This is a genomic window from Kitasatospora sp. NPDC051164, from assembly GCF_044455625.1.
GTDB lineage: Bacteria > Actinomycetota > Actinomycetes > Streptomycetales > Streptomycetaceae > Kitasatospora.
The window spans coordinates 157,758-172,828 of record NZ_JBITFB010000009.1; the positions used below are offsets into that span (position 1 = coordinate 157,758).

The window sequence follows — 15,071 nt, forward strand, 5'->3', positions numbered from 1 at the left end:
GGCCCGGGGCCTGACGGGAGAGATGTTCCGGGGACGCGGTAGACGGCCGGTCAACGCGCGTAGCCGGTGGTCGTGTCGATGCCGTACCTACTCCGTCAGTAGCCCCCTGACCTGCGCTGCCTCCTCCTCCAGCCCCAGCCGCTCGTACACCTCCAGGGAGTCCGTCAGGCATGCCCGGGCCTGGCGCGGGCGGCCGAGGCCGGTGAGCGCGGTGCCGAGGGTGCGCAGCAGGGCGGCTTCCAGGGCGGCGCTGGTGCGGCGGGCGAGGGGGAGGACGGCTTCGGCGGCGTCGACGGCGAGCAGCCAGCGGCCGGCCTCGGCGTGGATGCGGGCGGCGAGGTCGCCGGCCGCGGCGGCGAAGACGGTGACCTGGAGGGCGGTGAACTCCTCGCGGGCGCCGACGGCGTGGTCGAGGGCCGCCTCCGGGTCGCCGCACAGGCGCAGCACCCGGGCGAGGTAGTAGCGGCCGATCGCGGCGGAGACCGGGCCGGAGGCGCTCATCAGGCGGGCGCTGCGTTCGGCGGCGTCCCGGGCCTCGTCGAGGCGCCCGGTCTGGGCGGCGCTGAACGCGAACTCGCCGAGCGCGCTGCCCTCGGCGCGCTGGGCGCCGAGGCGGTGGAACAGGTCGGCGGCGCGGCCGGCGTGCTCGGCGGCCTCGGCGTAGCGGCCGTGCATGCGGGCGTTGCTGCCGAGGGTGATCAGGGCCTTGGCGAGGACGCGTTCGGTTCTCTCCTCCCGCTCGGACAGGGCGACGGCCCGGCGGATCTCCTCCTGGGATTCGGCGTAGCGGTTGATGTGCCAGAGCATGCTGCCGCGCAGGTAGCGGGCGAGGGCGAGCGGTCCGTGCTCGCCTCGGTCGGCGGCCTGTCGGGCGATGCGTTCGGCGAGGTCGACGATGACGCCGGTCTGGGTGCGTTCGGGGAGCACGGCGCCCATCCGGTCGGCGAGTTCGGCGGCGCGGTCGAGCGGCAGGGCCGGGTCGTCGCAGCCGAGCGCGATGGCGGCGGCGTGCACCTCGGCCTGGTCGCGCATCCAGCGCACGGCTTCCGCGCCGTCGGCGATGGTGCGGCCGGGGGAGGCCACGGCCGCGCCGAGCAGGCTGAGTTCGGCCGGTTCGGCCTTGCGGGCGGCGAGGTCGGCGTTGCGGGCGGTGGCGAGGCAGAAGTCGAGCAGCCGGTCGGTGGCGGCGGTGCGGTCGGCGGGGGTGTCCTCGTCGGCGAGGCGGTCGCGGGCGTAGGCGCGGACGAGGTCGTGGTAGCCGTAGCGGCCGAACCGGGGGGAGTGCAGCAGGTTGAGGTCGACGAGTTCTTCGAGGAGCCGGTCGGCCTCGTCCTCGGTGCGGCCGAGCAGGGCGGCGGCGCAGGGCAGCGGCAGGTCGGGGGCGTCGGGCAGGGACAGCAGGCGGAAGGCGCGCGCGAGTTCCGGGTCCAGGCGGTGGTAGGAGAGCGCGAAGGTGGCTTCCACCGTCCGTTCGCCGTCGCTGAGTTCGGCCAGCCGGTGCTCGTGGCGCAGCCCGTCGGCGAGTGCCGCGAGGGTGAGCGCGGGGTCGGCGGCGAGCCGGGAGGCGACGATGCGGACGGCGAGCGGCAGCAGCCCGCAGGCCTGGACGACGTCCTCGGCGGCTTCGGGTTCGGCGGCGACGCGTTCGGCGCCGACGATGCGGACGAGCAGTTCCAGCGCCTGCTCCGGCGACAGGGTGTCCAGGCGCATCTGGTGGGCCCCGGCGAGACCGGCCAGCCGGTGGCGGCTGGTGATGAGGACGGCGCAGCCGGCCGAGCCGGGCAGCAGCGGTTCGACGTGGCCTGACTCGGCGGCGTTGTCGAGGACGACCAGGACGCGCCGCCCGGCCAGCGCCGAACGGTAGAGGGCGCTGCGTTCGCCGCTGTCCGGTGGGATGTCGGCGGGGTCGACGCCGAGGGCGCGCAGGAATCCGGCGAGCACGGTGCCCGGGTCGGGCGGGGTGCGGTCGGCGCCGCGCAGGTCGGCGAAGAGCTGCCCGTCGGGGAAGTGCTCGCGCATGTGCCGGGCGACGTGCACGGCGAGGGTGGTCTTGCCGACGCCGCCCATGCCGTCCAGGGCGGAGACCACGACGGCGCGCCCGCCGGCGCCGGAGAGGCGGTCCGCGAGGGATTCCACTTCTTCGACGCGTCCGGTGAAGTCGGGCAGGCCGGAGGGGAGTTGGTCGGGCGCCTGCCAGGCGTCGGGGCCGGCGCCGGCGGCGGGCTCGGGGACGGCTCCGGCCGGCAGCAGGGTGGCGTCCTCGCGCAGGATGCGCAGCTGGATCTCGGCCGGGCCCCGTTCGTCCGGCGGCAGCGACGGACGGGCGTCCTCGAACACAGCGAGCGCTTCGGCCTTGCGGCCCGACTGGTAGAGGGCGCGCATCAGGACGGCGGTGAGCCGGGGCCGCCCGGTGTGCTCCAGGGCGAGCGCCTCGGCCTCCGCCGTCAGGTCGGTGCGGTCGCCGAGTTCGGCGTCCAGCTCCAGCTGGGTCTCCTTGGCCGAGATCCGCTGCTCGGTGAGGCGGGCCCGGACGGCTTCGGCGTGCGGCCCGGGCAGCCCGGCGAGCGGCTCGCCGACCCACAGCCGCTGGGCGCTCCGCACCACCTCCCGGACCTCCCGGGGCGGGGCCTGCCGGTCGCGCAGCCGTTCGGCCTCGGCCAGCAGCGCCTCCCAGGCGGCCGCGTCCACCTCGGCCCCGGGCACCCTGAGCGCGTAGCCGTCGCCGACCCGCACCAGCGGCAGCCGCTCCGGATCGTCCCCGGTGTACGGCCGGAACGCGCTGCGCAGCCGGGAGACGGCGAGCTGGACGGCCTTGCGCGGTTCGGCGGGCTCGGCCCCGCCCCACACCCCCTCGACCAGGACCGGAACGGCCACCGTCCGCCCGGCGGCGGCCAGCAGCACGGCGAGCACCGCCCGCTGCTGCGGCCGGCCCAACTCCAGCTCCTGGTCCTGGTACCAGGCCCGCAGCGGCCCCAGCATTCCGAACCGCAGCCCGGATCCCCCGATGTCATCCATGTCCCGTCCCCGAATGTCGTTCCGCGCCGGGATTTCGCCACTTCCGTCCGGACAGCGGCGCCCCCATCCCTGGCGGCCTATGCTCTGTCACAGATTGTGCACCGGATTCTGGGATTCGAGAGGTGGGCTGTGCGGCTCGAATTCCACGTGCTGGGGCCGCTGCGCGCGCGGTGCGACGGCCGTGAGATCGACCTCGGCCGACCGCAGCAGCGGGCCGTGCTCGCCGCGCTGCTGCTCGCCCCGGGGCAGCTGGTTCCGACGGAGCGGCTGGTCGAAGGCCTGTGGGGGGAGGACGACACCCGCTGGCCGAAGGATCCGGCCGGGCAGATCGGCACCCATGTGCACCGGCTGCGCCGTGCCCTCGGCGAGTCCGGGCTGCTCGTCGCGGCGGCCGGCGGCTACCGGCTGGCGGTGCCCCGCGAGGCCGTGGACCTCTTCCGCTACGAGGGCACGGTGGCCGAAGCCGTCGCGCTGCGTCACCAGGACCCGGTCCGGGCGAGGGAGTTGCTGGTGGCGGCGCTCGGGTCGTGGGAAGGGGACCGCGCGCTGGACGGCGCGCCGGGCGCCTTCGCCGAACGAACCCGGGAACGGCTGGCGGCCGGTCGCTTCGCGGCCGTGAAGGCCCTGCTCGACCTCGACCTGACACTCGGGCGGCACGCCGGCGCGGTGGAGGCGCTGGCCGAACTCGCGGCCGCCCACCCGCAGGACGAGGAGGTGCACCGGCTGCACCTGCTGGCGCTGCACCGCTGCGGCCGCACGGCCGAGGCACTGGCCGGGTACGAGGCCCTGCGGGAACGGCTGGACCGGGAACTGGGTCTCGAACCGGCCCCGGCCGTCGTGGAGCTGGCCGAGAAGATCCGGCGCGGGGAGGCCCCCGTGCTGCTGCGACGGCTGCCACGCCCGTGTCAACTGCCCTCGGACATCCCGGACCTGGTCGGCCGGGCGGCGCTGATCCGGGCGGGGGAGCAGGCGCTGCGGGCAGGCGGGGCACCGGTGCTCGGGCTGGCGGGCCCCGCCGGCAGCGGGTCGTCGGCGCTGGCGGTGCACATCGCGCACGTCGTCCAGGACGCCTTCCCGGACGGGCAGCTGTACGCGAGCGGCGGCGAGGCGGACGTGGTGCTCGCCGGGTTCCTGCGCGCATTGGGTGAGCGGCCCGGCTCCTCGTCCGGCCTCGACGAGCTGACCGCGCGCTACCGCGGGGCGCTCGCCGGACGCCGGGTGCTGGTGCTGCTCGACGGGGTGCCCGACCCCGCGCGGCTGCTGCCCGAAGTGCCGGGCTGCGCGGCGGTCGTGGCAGGCGCGGAACCGGGCGCGCTGCCCGGGAACGACGTCGTACGGCTGGCGGTGGGACCGCTGGAGCCGCACGACGCCTACGAGCTGCTGGCCCGGATCGCGGGCACGGAGCGGATCCGGCAGGAGCCGGACGCGGTCGCCGAGCTGGCCGCCCTCTGCGGAAACCTGCCGGTCCTGCTGAGGGCGGCCGCGGAACGGCTCGCGGCCCGGCCGCGGTGGTCGGTGGCCGACCTGGTCAGGTGGTACACCGAGCGCGGCTGAGGGCGGCCTAGTACGGGTCGGAGCTGCGGAGCGTGGCCGTGATGATGCCTGACAGAGGGGGCTGGACGAAGGTGACCACGAGCCCGCCCCTGTCGGCGACCCCCAGGGTGGCGAGCTCGTTCGGGTTGTCCTTGAACGTGTTGCTGGCCCAGCAGACCCGGTTGTTGGCGCCGTAGACGACGACGTTCCCGTCGCCCTGCATGATCGTCTTCTGGCCGCAGCCCAGGGACCCCGGAGCGGACCACACCGGGTACGGGGCCGACGGGTAGCCCCGGTACAGGACGAGGTTGCCGTCGCCCTGCATGATCAGCCGGGTGTCGCCGTTGCTGAGGTAGTCGGCCTGGTAGAGGATCCCCGGCTCGCTCAGCGACGCGCCATACCCGGTGGCGGCCTGCGCGGTTCCTGCCGACGCCATCGTCCCGACCAGCGCCATCACCCCGGCAGCCATGCCGATTGCTGCGCGCCGCAACGTCTTCGTCGCCTTCATGCCCCGTACTACCTCTCTCCAGCGTCGGCGCCCGCGATCGCGTCGGGTGCCCTGTGGAGACGATCGTGGGCGATGGCGGTAGACAAACGATAAACAGATCGTTGGAGCGCCCCGCCCGCCCGCCGAAGCGGCGAGCGGGCGGGCGGGGAGGGAAGGAGTGCGGGTCAGATGAGGTGGTCGAACTCGCCGACCTTGGCTCCGAGGATGAGGGCGCGGAGCGTGGCGGTCGAGGTGGAGATGGTGACGGAAGGGTCGTCCGACTCACGGAGGAGGCGAAGGTCGTCGGCGCCAGCGGCCACCTCAAGGCAGGTGCTGCCGCCGTCGGCATCGCTGAACGAGGACTTCTGCCATGCCAGGTGGGACATCGGGCGCCTTTCAGGTCTGGAGTCCGTAGAGGATGTGCTGGAGGATCCCCCATGAATCGCGAGCGAGTGTGTCACGTCGGGGCTTCTTCGTGTCGACGGCGGGTAGTGCGAGATCGCGGGCCTCTTGGAACTTTTGGTGATAGGTGATCACGTCCGAAGGGTCGCCGAGGTGAATAGCACGCTTCGGTCCATCCAGGATGATGGTTGAGAGGGCGCTGCACCCGGGGTTGCAGATCAGGAACGCGCCCGAGTGGGGAACCTTCTCGGGGGAATCGAATGGCAGGATCTCGATTGTGACGTTGGGAAGTTCTGCCATGTCAACGATGTGAAGGAGCTGGTCCCGCATCACGGACTTGCCGGCGAACTGCATTCGAAGGGCCGCCTCGTGAATAACGATGTGGAACTGCCGTTGCTTGCTGTCGGTCATGATGCGTTGACGTTGCAGTCGGAAGTCGATGGCCGTCGCGGTATCCCAGCGGCCATCCGTGTAGGCGTTCTTGTAGATGGCCTCGACGTAGCCTGGAATCTGTAGCGTCCCTGGGATGTACAGCGCATCAAAGACGGAGAAGGACTCAGATCGGTCTTCTGCTTCCGCGAGGTCCAGGGCCAGCATTGGGACCTTGCCCTCGTACTCGCTCCACCAGCCCTTGCCGTTGCTCTGACCCATCTCGGCCAGGCCCCTGCGGTATGCCGGATCCGTGCAGCCGTAGGCGTCAAGCCAGATCTCAAGCCGTTCGGGATTCAAGGTGATCCGGCCAGCTTCGGTGTGGCTCACCGCCGGACCTTTCATTCCGACCAGCGCCCCGGCCTGGGGCGCGGACAACCCGGCGGCCGCGCGAAGGCGCTGAAGTTCCTCGCCGAATCGGCGCTGTCGCTGGCTGATTGGTCCCTTGTACCCCACGATCGTCCCTTCCCTGTCGGCGCAGTCTCGCGCACAACCCATGTGGGATGCCACTAACGAGTGAGTCTCCTCGATCGGCTTGCAACCTTGTCAAGCTTGACCCTACTCTCAGTGTTGCACCGATCACATGACGGAGTGTCATCCTTCGTCGATTCCCCTTCTCCCTTCCCTGGGGTCTCTCATGCGTGCCTGCAACCCTCCCGACTGGTCCACCGCTAGGGCCGAGCTCTCTGACCTCCTCACCACCGCCGGGTGGTCGCCCTCTCTCATCGGCGATGCCGAACTCGCCCTTCACGAGCTCTTCGTGAACGCCTGGCGGCATGCCGGCAGCCCGGCTCCCCTCGTCACCCTCGTCCTCTCCAGCCGCTGCCTCCGGGTCTCGGTCTGCGACGACAGCCCCGTCCTTCCCAGCGAGCCCTGCGTCCCCGTCGACCCGCTCGCCCTCTCCGGTCGTGGTCTGTTCCTCGTCCGCGCTCTCACCCACCGTTTCGGCGCCGACCCCCGGAAGCTGGGCAAGGTCGTCTGGTTCGAACTGGAGGCCGCCGCGTGAACCGTCGACCGATGCAGCCCGCCGATCCCCGGATCCGGGCCTACACCGATGCCCACGTCCGCACGCTCCTCGCCGAACTCCACGAGCGTGGCAAGAAGTTCGGTCTGGTCTTCCCCTCTGCCACGATCGACCGCAATCTCGACGGCCGGGTCCTGGTCTGCTTCAACACCGCCCCCGCCTCGACTCTCCTCAACCTCCTGACCCTCCTCCTCGATGCCGACCGCGACCGCAACCGCGAGCGCTCGTGCGGTTCCTGATCGCCGCCGCTCTCCTTACCCTCCTCGCCCTGGCGATGGCCACCGTCGCCCTGGGCGTCATCACTGCACTCAACGTTGCAAGGCCCGACGAAGAGGAGCCCTGACATGCCCGACCCGCTCGCGAACGCCCTCGCCGCGACGCAGTACGCCGTCGCCGCCGCGTTCAACGCGCTCGCCACCGATCCCGTCACCCCGCCGGTGCCCGACGACTTCGACTGGCCCGACCTCGAATCGTTCGTCTTCAACCTGGGCTTCGCCGCCGACGACTCCGACGCCGCCCTCAACCTCTACCGGCTGCTCTTCGCCGTCCAGCGCATCGCCTACCGCGAGGCGGCCGGCCGTAACTCCCCCTGGCTCGCGACCCGCCTCAACCCGCGCGGCCCGTAGGTCCGTAGCCTGGCCGGATGGACGAGTTCGCGACCCGCCTGCACGGCGCCTGGGAGTGGTGGGACGCCGCCATCGAGGACGCCCAGGAGGGCCGTTGGGTCCGCACCGCCGTCGAACGGCGGGTGATGGACGATCTCGCCGCCGCGACCGTCGGACACCCGTACCCGTCCGACGCGGACTCCTGGCACACCCGGCTCGGCCGCATCGCTTGCTGGGCGGGCGCGCTGCGGCTCGCCGCCCGGGCGGGCGGCTGGGAACTCGTGCCGGTCGTCGGAGTGGCGCCGCCGCGACCGGCGGGGATGGCCGAACTGCTGTCCGCCGTCTACGCGGTGGGTGAGCAGGGCGAGGTCTGGCTGCGGCGGCTCCCCGTCGACGGGCCGCCGCCGCTCCGCGCGGTCGTCGGGTTCGAGGCCTTCGTCACCGGCCCGGGCTCGGTCGAGGACCTCCGCCAGTTCTTCTACGACTGAAACCTGCCCCGTAGCCTTCCGGTGTGACGAATCCCTGGCCCGACGAAGCCACGTTTGCCTGCGGCGAGCGGGTCGAACTGACGACTCCGGACCCGCCGCGCGCCGAACTCGGCCATCTGGGCGCGGAGATCGTGGGCACCCGGGGTGTGGTCCTCGAATGCGTCATCGTGGCCGACGACCGGGACGGCGGCCGTGTCGGGCCCGTCTACTACGTCCGGACCGAGGACGGCAGCCCCTGGCGGCTGCGGCCGGAGTTCCTCGTGTCCCTCGACCACCCCACTCCCCTTGCAACCCCCCTTGCACAGGAAGTCGGCCCGCCCGACTTCCTGCTCCACGCCGCCCCGATCGCCGCAGGACGGCCCACCCCGCCCTCCGGTACGACAAGCCCGTGAGACTGAGAACGAGGATCCACCGGGTCCGACTCGGCCGGGACGAGTACCGGGTGATCACCCCGGAGCGGCAGGCCACCGGCGCTTTCCTCTACGCGGACCCGTACGCCTGGTCCACGGAGCTGCACCTCGACCGGCAGGGGGCCGAGGACCTCGCCACCCTCTGGGCCCTGGCCGCCCGCTCCCGGCGCTCGCTGATCCACCTGCCGTTGCGTGCCAACACCGGGCCGGCCGACCTGTGGCCCGTCCCGTCCGAGGACCGACTGGACCTCCTGCTCGTCCATCACAGCCTCGGCTTCCCGCCGTCCCGCTGGAAGGAGGTCCGCGCCCGCCTGGGCGCCGGGGTCCCGCACACCGTCGACCTCCCGGCCGGCGACTTCCCGCCCGAGGAGGCCATCGACTACGACCGCCACCACTTCGCGGGCTGGCGCGACGAACTCCGCTTCGCCGGTGCCGCCCACACGCTGGTGGTCACCGGCAGCCCGACCGCCTTCCGCTGGACGGGCTCCCGGCTCCACGCGCTCGGTCGGGAGGCGCCCGGTCGGCGGCCCGATGGGCACCACTGCCTCACGCTCACCCATGGGGGCTGGGGCTCAGGCCGTGCGGCCAGGGGCGTTCCGGGCAGTCTGCACATCTCCTACGCCCACGACTGGAGCGCCGAGTGAGCAGGAAGTCGGCATGTCCGACTTCCTGCTCCACCGCACCTCACCCCTTCGAGGGGAGCGGCATCAGTGGCACGGTGACCCGGCTCTCCCAGGCCTGCTCCAGGGCGCGGGTGAACGTTTCTGCAGGCTGCGCGCCCGAGACGCCCAGCCGCCGGTCCAGGACGAAGAACGGCACGCCCGTCGCCCCCATCGCGCTCGCCGTCGTCTCGTCCTCGCGGACCGCCTCCGCGTACGCCTCCGGATCGGCCAGCACGGCGGCCGCCGCCCCACCGTCCAGCCCCGCCTCGACGGCCAGCTCGACCAGCCGCTCCTCCTCGAACGCCGAGCGCTCCTCGGCGAAGTTCGCCCGGTAGAGGGCGTCCAGCAGCTGAGCCTGTTGGCCGTGCTCCTTGGCGAAGTGCAGCAGGCGGTGCATGTCGAAGGAGTTCGCCGCGTCGCGCCCCTCGCTCAGGTACGGCAGCCCCTCGGCGCGCGCGTTCTCGGCGATCCGGGCCTCGGCCGCCTCGGCCTGTTCCAGGCTCATCCCGTACTTGGCGGCGAGCAGCGGCACGACCGGACGGGCCTCGTGCGGCGCGCGCGGGTCCAGTTCGAAGGAGCGGTGGACGACCTCGATCTCCTCGCGGTGCTCGAACCGCTCCAGCGCCTGCTCGAACCGCGCCTTGCCGATGTAGCACCACGGGCAGTTGATGTCACTCCAGATCTCGACGCGCACGGCGCTGCTCTCCTTCCACAGAGGTCCCGTCGCGCAGGGCTGCAGCGACTACCAGGGGGAACGCAACTCCCAAGCCTGAATATTTCTCGTGCTGAAATATTCAGGCTCGGACCTGTGCCGCAGGACTACGGGGCAGCGACCCAGCCCGGGAGGGTGGGCATCACCGTTTCGGCGAGCCGGTTGAGGGTCGCGTCGTCGGGGGCCTGGCCGTCCTCGCGGAAGATGCTGAGCTCGAAGGCGCGGCCGCCGGGGGCCTTGGGGTCCTGCGCGACGACGAGGCTCCGCGTGACAGGGCCGGTCTTCCCGCCGGGCACGAGGACCAGCGCGTTGGACGAGTAGGTCACGGCGGGGTGGCCGAGCACGGTGGCCGGCTTGGCGAGGAACTGCGGCATGCCGATCATGTCCTCGACCGTCGTCGAGCTGTCCGTGATGGCCAGGGCGGTGTGCAGGAGACGCACCTCCACCATGGGGTCCTTCCCGAGGGCGAGGGGCGCCGGGTGCGCGGTGGTGATGCGGTCCTCGGGCGTGCCCAGCAGGGCCGGGAGGTCGCGGCGGTTGATCGCGGCGCACAGCGCCGGGTACCCCGGCGGATCCGTGGGCCTGGGGGCGACGCACTCGACGGGCTTGTCCTCCGGCTTCGGCGGGGTGTCGAGGAACCCCAGCCCCCACAGGCCGGCCATGACACCGGCGACCAGCACGACCACGCCCGCCAGCTTGAGGCCGGTCCGGTCGTTGCCCTTCTCGGCGTTGTCCGCGTTGCCGGCCTCATCGACGATGCCTGGCGTGTCGGATTCCATCCCTGGACCCCCGTTCGAGAAGCTCGCCCCCGACCACCCGAGGACCCCATGAGCCGGGGTGATCGTAGCGCCGGCCCGACTGGGGCGATGCCGGCGGTCAGCTCTGTGACCTGCGAAGACGCGCCGTTCCGCGTCGGGGCTCGGAGGGGGCCAGGCAGGCACGCCTGCGGCGAACGGTAGGCGGCCGCTACAGGCAGATCCAGCAGTACAGCTGCTCGCCCGCCGCGCGCGCCCGGCGGGCGAGGCCTATCAACTCCTCGGCCAGGGGCTGGAGATCGGACGGATCGGCGCCGTCCCACTCCTCCGCCAGCGCCCACTGCGCGACGACCTTCGGTACCCGCTCGTCGGGCACCCCGGCGAGCGTGTCCCGGGCGGCGTCGCCCAGCTCGGTCACCCACGGGCCGCTCGCCCACGGGTCGTCCTCGCCGTCGGGCCCGCTCGGGCCGGGCGGCGGCGTGGTCGGCCAGACCGGCGTCTCCGGCACCGCGTCGGGATGCCACTGCTCCCGCCGGATGGCAGCGACGAGTTGGCCGAGCACGACATCCGGGTCGATCCGCTTCGCCTCGACCCCGTCGAATCCGGCACCGAACCCGGCACCGGACCCGTCGTCGAAGTCGGGCCGCCCGCCGCCCGCGCGCTCCAGTGCCCGTACGACCGTCGCCGCGTCGGGGGCCCGGAAGTAGTCGGTCAGCACGCCCATCGCAGCCGTCCTCTCGTCGTCATACTCCTGTCGCTACTGAAGCAGACGCCACTGACATCGAGACAGGAGCCACTGTTCGGGGCCCGCTGCCTGCAGGGCGGTCGCCAAGTGGCAGGTCAGCAGGAGATGTTGACGCTGCCGGCGTCGGTCTTCAGGACGCCGACGAACTTCTTCTCGAGGTTGATGCGATCGACCCGCCGGCCCGGGGCACCGGATAGCCTCGTCCGGAGCGCGACGAGGCAACCGGGGGGCAGGGCATGGGCGGTCACACCGAGGACGAGGGTGACGAGCGACTGGCAGCCGAGGGGGAGGTCGCGGTCGCCCGGCTGGCGATCGACTCCGGCGACCTCACGCACGCCGCCGACCACCTCTCCGATGCCATCCTCGCCGACCCGCAGCTGCCCGAACTGCACGAGGCGCTGGCCGAGTTGTGCGCCGCAGCCGGCGGCCCGGCGGCCGCGCGCGAGCTGTTCCCGCTGGACGGCGAGGTGTACCTCGGCACGGTCGCCTGCCGGGCCCACGTGGAGGCCGCCGCCGGGGACTGGGACACCGCCGTCGGCCTGCTCGCCTCCGCCATCCAGTACGAGCCGGCCCGCCCCTGGGCGCACACCGCCTGGCTGGCCCGCGAGGACCTGCCCGGCCTGGTCGACCCGGACACCGTCGCCCAGGCGGTGGCCCGCGCGGCCGGCGCGCTGCCCGACCCGCTCCCCACCGAACTGGCCGAAGCCGTCCGGCCCTTCGACGCCTTCGTACAGGCCGTGCTGGCCCGCCACGACGACCACGCGCTGCTGCTGGCGATGACCTCCGGCCTGACCCGCCGCCTCGGCGCCACCGCCCACGCCGTCGACCTCGCCGCGCGGGCCCACCGCGCGGCCCCCGGCTACCTGCCCGCCGTGATGCTCGGCAACGCCCTGCGCGCCGACGGCCGCCCGGAGCGGGCGCTCGCCGTCTGGGAGGCCGAGCTGGAGCGGGTCGCACCGGACCGGGACAACTCCAGCAGCTACCTCGCCGTCGACGTCGCCGAGTTGTACGGCACCCTCGGCCGCCCCGCCGAGGGCCTGCCCTGGCTGGACCGGGTGCTCGCCACCGAGCCCGACCACCCCAAGGCGGCCCCGGCCCGGTACGGGCTGCGCCACGCCCTGGACGGCGACCCGGTGCACCTGCTCGGCCTGGCCGACCACCACCGCGCCCACCCCGACCACGAGTACGCCCAGGACCTCCTGGCCCGGCTGAGCCACCGGGAGCCCTGGCTCGGCATGGTCCCCGGCACGTCCGAAGCCACCATCAACCTGCTGCACCAGGTCCTCGCGGCGCGCGACACCGACCGCGACACCGCGATCGACTGCGAGGTCTCCACCCTCGAACCGCCCAGCTCGCAGCTGGCCCTCCACCTCGCGCTGCCGCACTGCACCGTCGTCTACCAGTCCGTCGACGAGCCCGACCTCCGGCGGCCGCTGACCGCGACCGCCACCACCACCCGGATCTGGGCCTGGGAGGGCACCGACCCCCGGCCCGCCGTCGACCCGCCCGCGCCGGAGAGCGCCGAACTCGTCCGGACCATCGTCGGGATCGTCTGGCCGAGCGTTCCCGCCGCCTACGACGAGGCCGTCCGCCTCGCCGGGCTGTCACTCGACGACCTGCTCGGCGTCCTCGCCCACCCGCCGCTGCCGCGCGAGGACGAACTCGGCCGGGCCCTGCTCGCCCACCAGCCCGAGCTGTGGGTGCGCGCCGTCCAGGCCTTCGCCTGCCTCGGCATCGCCCACCACCGCACCGACCAGCCGTGGCCGGAGTCGGACCGCCGCCGGGTGCTGCTCGACCTGCTGCTCGGGCCGGAGGACTGGGTCGCCGAGGCGGCCGGCTTCGCGCTGGTCGCGATCGGCTGGACGCACCCGGAGGCCCGCGCCGACATCGCCGCGCAACTTCGACGGCGGCTGCACTACTGCGTCGACGCCCGGCGGGTGCGCGTGGTGACGATCCTGCGCTCGGTGTGCCGCCTGGTGCTCGCCGCCCCCTGGGTGTCGCCCGCCGACCGCGACCTCGCGCGGGCGGCCATCCGTGCCGAGGACGCCGCCGACGCCCCGGACCCCGTGCCGAACCCCGCGCCGGACCTCGAGTCGGCGCCCCAGCCCGAGCCGAAGCCCGAGCCCACCCCCGTGGCCCGACCCGAGCCCGAACCCGAACACGCGCCCAACCCCGGCCGCCTGCGCCGCCTCTTCGGCCGGGGCTAACCCACCCCGGGCAGCGGGTCCTGGTCGACGTCGAACCGCGCGACCCGCTCCGCCGGGTCGCGGCACTCCGGCCCCAGCCGCAGCATCCGCGACTCCGGGTCGTGCAGCGGCCGGTGGCAGCGGCGGCAGGTCACCCGGGTGCGAAGGGTCTGGGCGGTGTCCGTACCGGGGAGCGGCTCAGGGCTGGTCATGGGGAGACGGTAACGGCCCGCACCGCGAAGGACGCCCGGCGATGCACGAAGCGATGCACGGAGCGATGCGTGCAGCAATGCGTTGAGCGATGCGTGGAGCCATGTATGGAGCCATGCGTGAAGCAATGCGTGGAGCGATGCGTGAAACGATGGCCCTCATGGCCACCGACCGCAGCAGCGCAGGAGACCCGGCGCGCACCCTCGCCCTGCTCTGGGGGCTCACCGCCGAGGAGAAGCCCGGTCGGCGCGGGCCCCGGCAGGCGCGCTCGACCGGTGAGATCGCCGCCGCCGCGATCGCCCTGGCCGACGCCGAGGGCGTGGACGCCGTCACCATGCGACGGATCGCCCAGGAGCTCGGGCTCTCCCCGATGGCGCTCTACACCTACGTGCCCGGCAAGGCCGAGCTGCTCGACCTGATGCTGGACACCGTCTACGCGACGATGCCCCGCAGCACCCCCGCCGACGACGGCTGGCGCGCCCGGGTCACCGCCGTCGCGGACGACAACCGCGCGCTGCACCGCGCCCACCCCTGGGTCGCCGCCGTCTCCACCAGCCGTCCGCCGCTCGGGCCCGGCCTGATGGCCAAGTACGAGTACGAGCTGCGGGCCTTCGAGGGCACCGGCCTGCCCGACGTCGAGCTGGACGCCGCGCTGACCCACCTGCTCGGCTTCGTCCAGACCTGTGCCCGGATGGCCGCCGACGAGCGCGCCGCCCGGCAGGACAGTGCGATGACCGACGAGCAGTGGTGGGCCGCCAACGCCGAGCTGCTCGCGAGGGTCTTCGACCCCGAGCGCTACCCGGTGGCGGCCCGGGTCGGCGCCGCCGCCGGCGAGGCGCACGGCGGCGCGTACAGCCCGGACCACGCCTACGCCTTCGGCCTGGCCCGCGTCCTGGACGGTTTGGCGGTCCTCGTCACCCAGCGGTAGGCCCCCGTCCCACGTTCACCCAGCGGTAGGCCCCGTCACGCGCTCACCCGGCGGTGGTCCGCGCGTCGTACTCCTCGCGGGCCGTGACCACGGCCGGCACCCGCCGCTCCGACCAGTGGGCCAGCGCCGCGACCAGCTCCGCCGCCTCCCGCCCGAGCGGGGTGAGGCTGTAGTCGACGCGCGGCGGGATCACCGGGTGTGCCTCGCGCAGGACGAAGCCGTCCCGCTCCAACGTCTGCAGGGTCTGGGCGAGCATCTTCTCGCTGACTCCCGAGACCTGACGGCGCAGCTCGCTGAACCGGTAGCCGCGCTGGTGCAGCGCGCCGAGGACGAGGACGCCCCAGCGGGTGGTGACGTGCTCCAGCACGCCCCGGGACGGGCACATCCGGTCGAACACGTCGGGCGGGGGGAGCTCCCTCAACTGCTCGCTTACCTTCATGTCAGTACCCTACTTTGAAGTGCGTACTTTCGAAAGGTTAG

Annotated in this window: 19 protein-coding genes; 9 read left to right on the top strand and 10 right to left on the bottom strand. The window is 73.2% G+C overall.

The window, feature by feature from the left end:
- Positions 1-87: 87 nt before the first annotated feature.
- On the bottom strand, positions 88-3,015 hold the full coding sequence (locus ACIBEC_RS15820) for a BTAD domain-containing putative transcriptional regulator (protein WP_360494432.1): 2,928 nt from the start codon (positions 3,013-3,015) through the stop codon (positions 88-90).
- A 129-nt stretch (positions 3,016-3,144) separates the two neighbouring features.
- Here ACIBEC_RS15820 and ACIBEC_RS15825 point away from each other — a divergent pair, with 129 nt between their 5' ends.
- Entirely contained in the window at positions 3,145-4,569 is a 1,425-nt protein-coding gene (locus ACIBEC_RS15825; RefSeq protein WP_360494429.1) for a BTAD domain-containing putative transcriptional regulator, read from the top strand.
- 7 nt (positions 4,570-4,576) lie between these two features.
- Here the strand turns inward: ACIBEC_RS15825 and ACIBEC_RS15830 are convergent, their stop codons facing one another.
- From ACIBEC_RS15830 to ACIBEC_RS15840, 3 genes are all read right to left on the bottom strand, one after another.
- Positions 4,577-5,056 (bottom strand): hypothetical protein, encoded by a 480-nt coding sequence (locus ACIBEC_RS15830; protein ID WP_360494426.1) that lies wholly within the window; start codon positions 5,054-5,056, stop codon positions 4,577-4,579.
- A 164-nt stretch (positions 5,057-5,220) separates the two neighbouring features.
- Entirely contained in the window at positions 5,221-5,421 is a 201-nt protein-coding gene (locus tag ACIBEC_RS15835) for a DUF397 domain-containing protein (RefSeq protein ID WP_360494423.1), read from the bottom strand.
- Between the two features lie 10 nt (positions 5,422-5,431).
- Positions 5,432-6,322, bottom strand: coding sequence for a helix-turn-helix transcriptional regulator (locus ACIBEC_RS15840; protein ID WP_360494420.1), 891 nt, complete (start codon positions 6,320-6,322; stop codon positions 5,432-5,434).
- Positions 6,323-6,503: 181 nt separating this feature from the next.
- Between ACIBEC_RS15840 and ACIBEC_RS15845 the strand changes: the two genes are divergently transcribed.
- The 6 genes from ACIBEC_RS15845 (at position 6,504) to ACIBEC_RS15870 (ending at position 9,037) form a co-directional block, all read left to right on the top strand.
- Positions 6,504-6,872, top strand: coding sequence for an ATP-binding protein (locus ACIBEC_RS15845; protein ID WP_360494417.1), 369 nt, complete (start codon positions 6,504-6,506; stop codon positions 6,870-6,872).
- An 11-nt stretch (positions 6,873-6,883) separates the two neighbouring features.
- A complete protein-coding gene (locus tag ACIBEC_RS15850) occupies positions 6,884-7,129 on the top strand; it encodes a hypothetical protein (RefSeq protein ID WP_396287945.1) in 246 nt (81 codons plus the stop codon).
- A 105-nt stretch (positions 7,130-7,234) separates the two neighbouring features.
- On the top strand, positions 7,235-7,516 hold the full coding sequence (locus ACIBEC_RS15855) for a hypothetical protein (protein ID WP_360494411.1): 282 nt from the start codon (positions 7,235-7,237) through the stop codon (positions 7,514-7,516).
- Between the two features lie 17 nt (positions 7,517-7,533).
- The gene (locus ACIBEC_RS15860) at positions 7,534-7,983 is read left to right on the top strand and encodes a hypothetical protein (protein ID WP_360494408.1); all 450 of its coding nucleotides are present in this window, start codon (positions 7,534-7,536) and stop codon (positions 7,981-7,983) included.
- A 23-nt stretch (positions 7,984-8,006) separates the two neighbouring features.
- A complete protein-coding gene (locus tag ACIBEC_RS15865) occupies positions 8,007-8,375 on the top strand; it encodes a hypothetical protein (RefSeq protein WP_360494405.1) in 369 nt (122 codons plus the stop codon).
- Positions 8,372-9,037 (top strand): hypothetical protein, encoded by a 666-nt coding sequence (locus ACIBEC_RS15870; RefSeq protein WP_360494402.1) that lies wholly within the window; start codon positions 8,372-8,374, stop codon positions 9,035-9,037. The genes ACIBEC_RS15865 and ACIBEC_RS15870 overlap by 4 nt, the downstream gene beginning before the upstream one ends.
- Before the next feature lie 40 nt (positions 9,038-9,077).
- Here the strand turns inward: ACIBEC_RS15870 and ACIBEC_RS15875 are convergent, their stop codons facing one another.
- The 4 genes from ACIBEC_RS15875 to ACIBEC_RS15890 form a co-directional block, all read right to left on the bottom strand.
- On the bottom strand, positions 9,078-9,749 hold the full coding sequence (locus ACIBEC_RS15875; RefSeq protein ID WP_360494400.1) for a DsbA family oxidoreductase: 672 nt from the start codon (positions 9,747-9,749) through the stop codon (positions 9,078-9,080).
- Positions 9,750-9,874: 125 nt separating this feature from the next.
- Entirely contained in the window at positions 9,875-10,546 is a 672-nt protein-coding gene (locus ACIBEC_RS15880; RefSeq protein ID WP_360494397.1) for a DUF6215 domain-containing protein, read from the bottom strand.
- A gap of 187 nt (positions 10,547-10,733) precedes the next feature.
- Positions 10,734-11,246 carry a hypothetical protein gene (locus tag ACIBEC_RS15885; RefSeq protein ID WP_360494394.1) on the bottom strand — a complete coding sequence of 171 codons (513 nt, stop codon included), beginning with the start codon at positions 11,244-11,246 and terminating at the stop codon, positions 10,734-10,736.
- 116 nt (positions 11,247-11,362) lie between these two features.
- Entirely contained in the window at positions 11,363-11,515 is a 153-nt protein-coding gene (locus ACIBEC_RS15890; protein ID WP_360494391.1) for a hypothetical protein, read from the bottom strand.
- Between ACIBEC_RS15890 and ACIBEC_RS15895 the strand changes: the two genes are divergently transcribed.
- A complete protein-coding gene (locus ACIBEC_RS15895; RefSeq protein WP_360494388.1) occupies positions 11,504-13,474 on the top strand; it encodes a hypothetical protein in 1,971 nt (656 codons plus the stop codon). The genes ACIBEC_RS15890 and ACIBEC_RS15895 overlap by 12 nt on opposite strands.
- On the opposite strand, the gene ACIBEC_RS15900 is transcribed toward ACIBEC_RS15895, so the two are convergent.
- On the bottom strand, positions 13,471-13,665 hold the full coding sequence (locus ACIBEC_RS15900) for a DUF6011 domain-containing protein (RefSeq protein ID WP_360494385.1): 195 nt from the start codon (positions 13,663-13,665) through the stop codon (positions 13,471-13,473). The genes ACIBEC_RS15895 and ACIBEC_RS15900 overlap by 4 nt on opposite strands.
- 158 nt (positions 13,666-13,823) lie before the next feature.
- Here ACIBEC_RS15900 and ACIBEC_RS15905 point away from each other — a divergent pair, with 158 nt between their 5' ends.
- A complete protein-coding gene (locus ACIBEC_RS15905; protein WP_360494382.1) occupies positions 13,824-14,591 on the top strand; it encodes a TetR/AcrR family transcriptional regulator in 768 nt (255 codons plus the stop codon).
- A 43-nt stretch (positions 14,592-14,634) separates the two neighbouring features.
- On the opposite strand, the gene ACIBEC_RS15910 is transcribed toward ACIBEC_RS15905, so the two are convergent.
- The gene (locus tag ACIBEC_RS15910; protein ID WP_360494379.1) at positions 14,635-15,030 is read right to left on the bottom strand and encodes a helix-turn-helix domain-containing protein; all 396 of its coding nucleotides are present in this window, start codon (positions 15,028-15,030) and stop codon (positions 14,635-14,637) included.
- Between the last annotated feature and the right edge of the window lie 41 nt (positions 15,031-15,071).

Bases quoted from the DNA above. Each gene is read 5' to 3' on its own strand.
- ACIBEC_RS15820 (WP_360494432.1), bottom strand. From the start codon at position 3,015: ATGGATGACATCGGGGGATCCGGGCTGCGGTTCGGAATGCTGGGGCCG.
- ACIBEC_RS15830 (WP_360494426.1), bottom strand. From the start codon at position 5,056: ATGAAGGCGACGAAGACGTTGCGGCGCGCAGCAATCGGCATGGCTGCC.
- ACIBEC_RS15835 (WP_360494423.1), bottom strand. From the start codon at position 5,421: ATGTCCCACCTGGCATGGCAGAAGTCCTCGTTCAGCGATGCCGACGGC.
- ACIBEC_RS15845 (WP_360494417.1), top strand. From the start codon at position 6,504: ATGCGTGCCTGCAACCCTCCCGACTGGTCCACCGCTAGGGCCGAGCTC.
- ACIBEC_RS15850 (WP_396287945.1), top strand. From the start codon at position 6,884: ATGCAGCCCGCCGATCCCCGGATCCGGGCCTACACCGATGCCCACGTC.
- ACIBEC_RS15855 (WP_360494411.1), top strand. From the start codon at position 7,235: ATGCCCGACCCGCTCGCGAACGCCCTCGCCGCGACGCAGTACGCCGTC.
- ACIBEC_RS15860 (WP_360494408.1), top strand. From the start codon at position 7,534: ATGGACGAGTTCGCGACCCGCCTGCACGGCGCCTGGGAGTGGTGGGAC.
- ACIBEC_RS15880 (WP_360494397.1), bottom strand. From the start codon at position 10,546: ATGGAATCCGACACGCCAGGCATCGTCGATGAGGCCGGCAACGCGGAC.
- ACIBEC_RS15885 (WP_360494394.1), bottom strand. From the start codon at position 11,246: ATGGGCGTGCTGACCGACTACTTCCGGGCCCCCGACGCGGCGACGGTC.
- ACIBEC_RS15895 (WP_360494388.1), top strand. From the start codon at position 11,504: ATGGGCGGTCACACCGAGGACGAGGGTGACGAGCGACTGGCAGCCGAG.
- ACIBEC_RS15900 (WP_360494385.1), bottom strand. From the start codon at position 13,665: ATGACCAGCCCTGAGCCGCTCCCCGGTACGGACACCGCCCAGACCCTT.
- ACIBEC_RS15905 (WP_360494382.1), top strand. From the start codon at position 13,824: ATGGCCACCGACCGCAGCAGCGCAGGAGACCCGGCGCGCACCCTCGCC.
- ACIBEC_RS15910 (WP_360494379.1), bottom strand. From the start codon at position 15,030: ATGAAGGTAAGCGAGCAGTTGAGGGAGCTCCCCCCGCCCGACGTGTTC.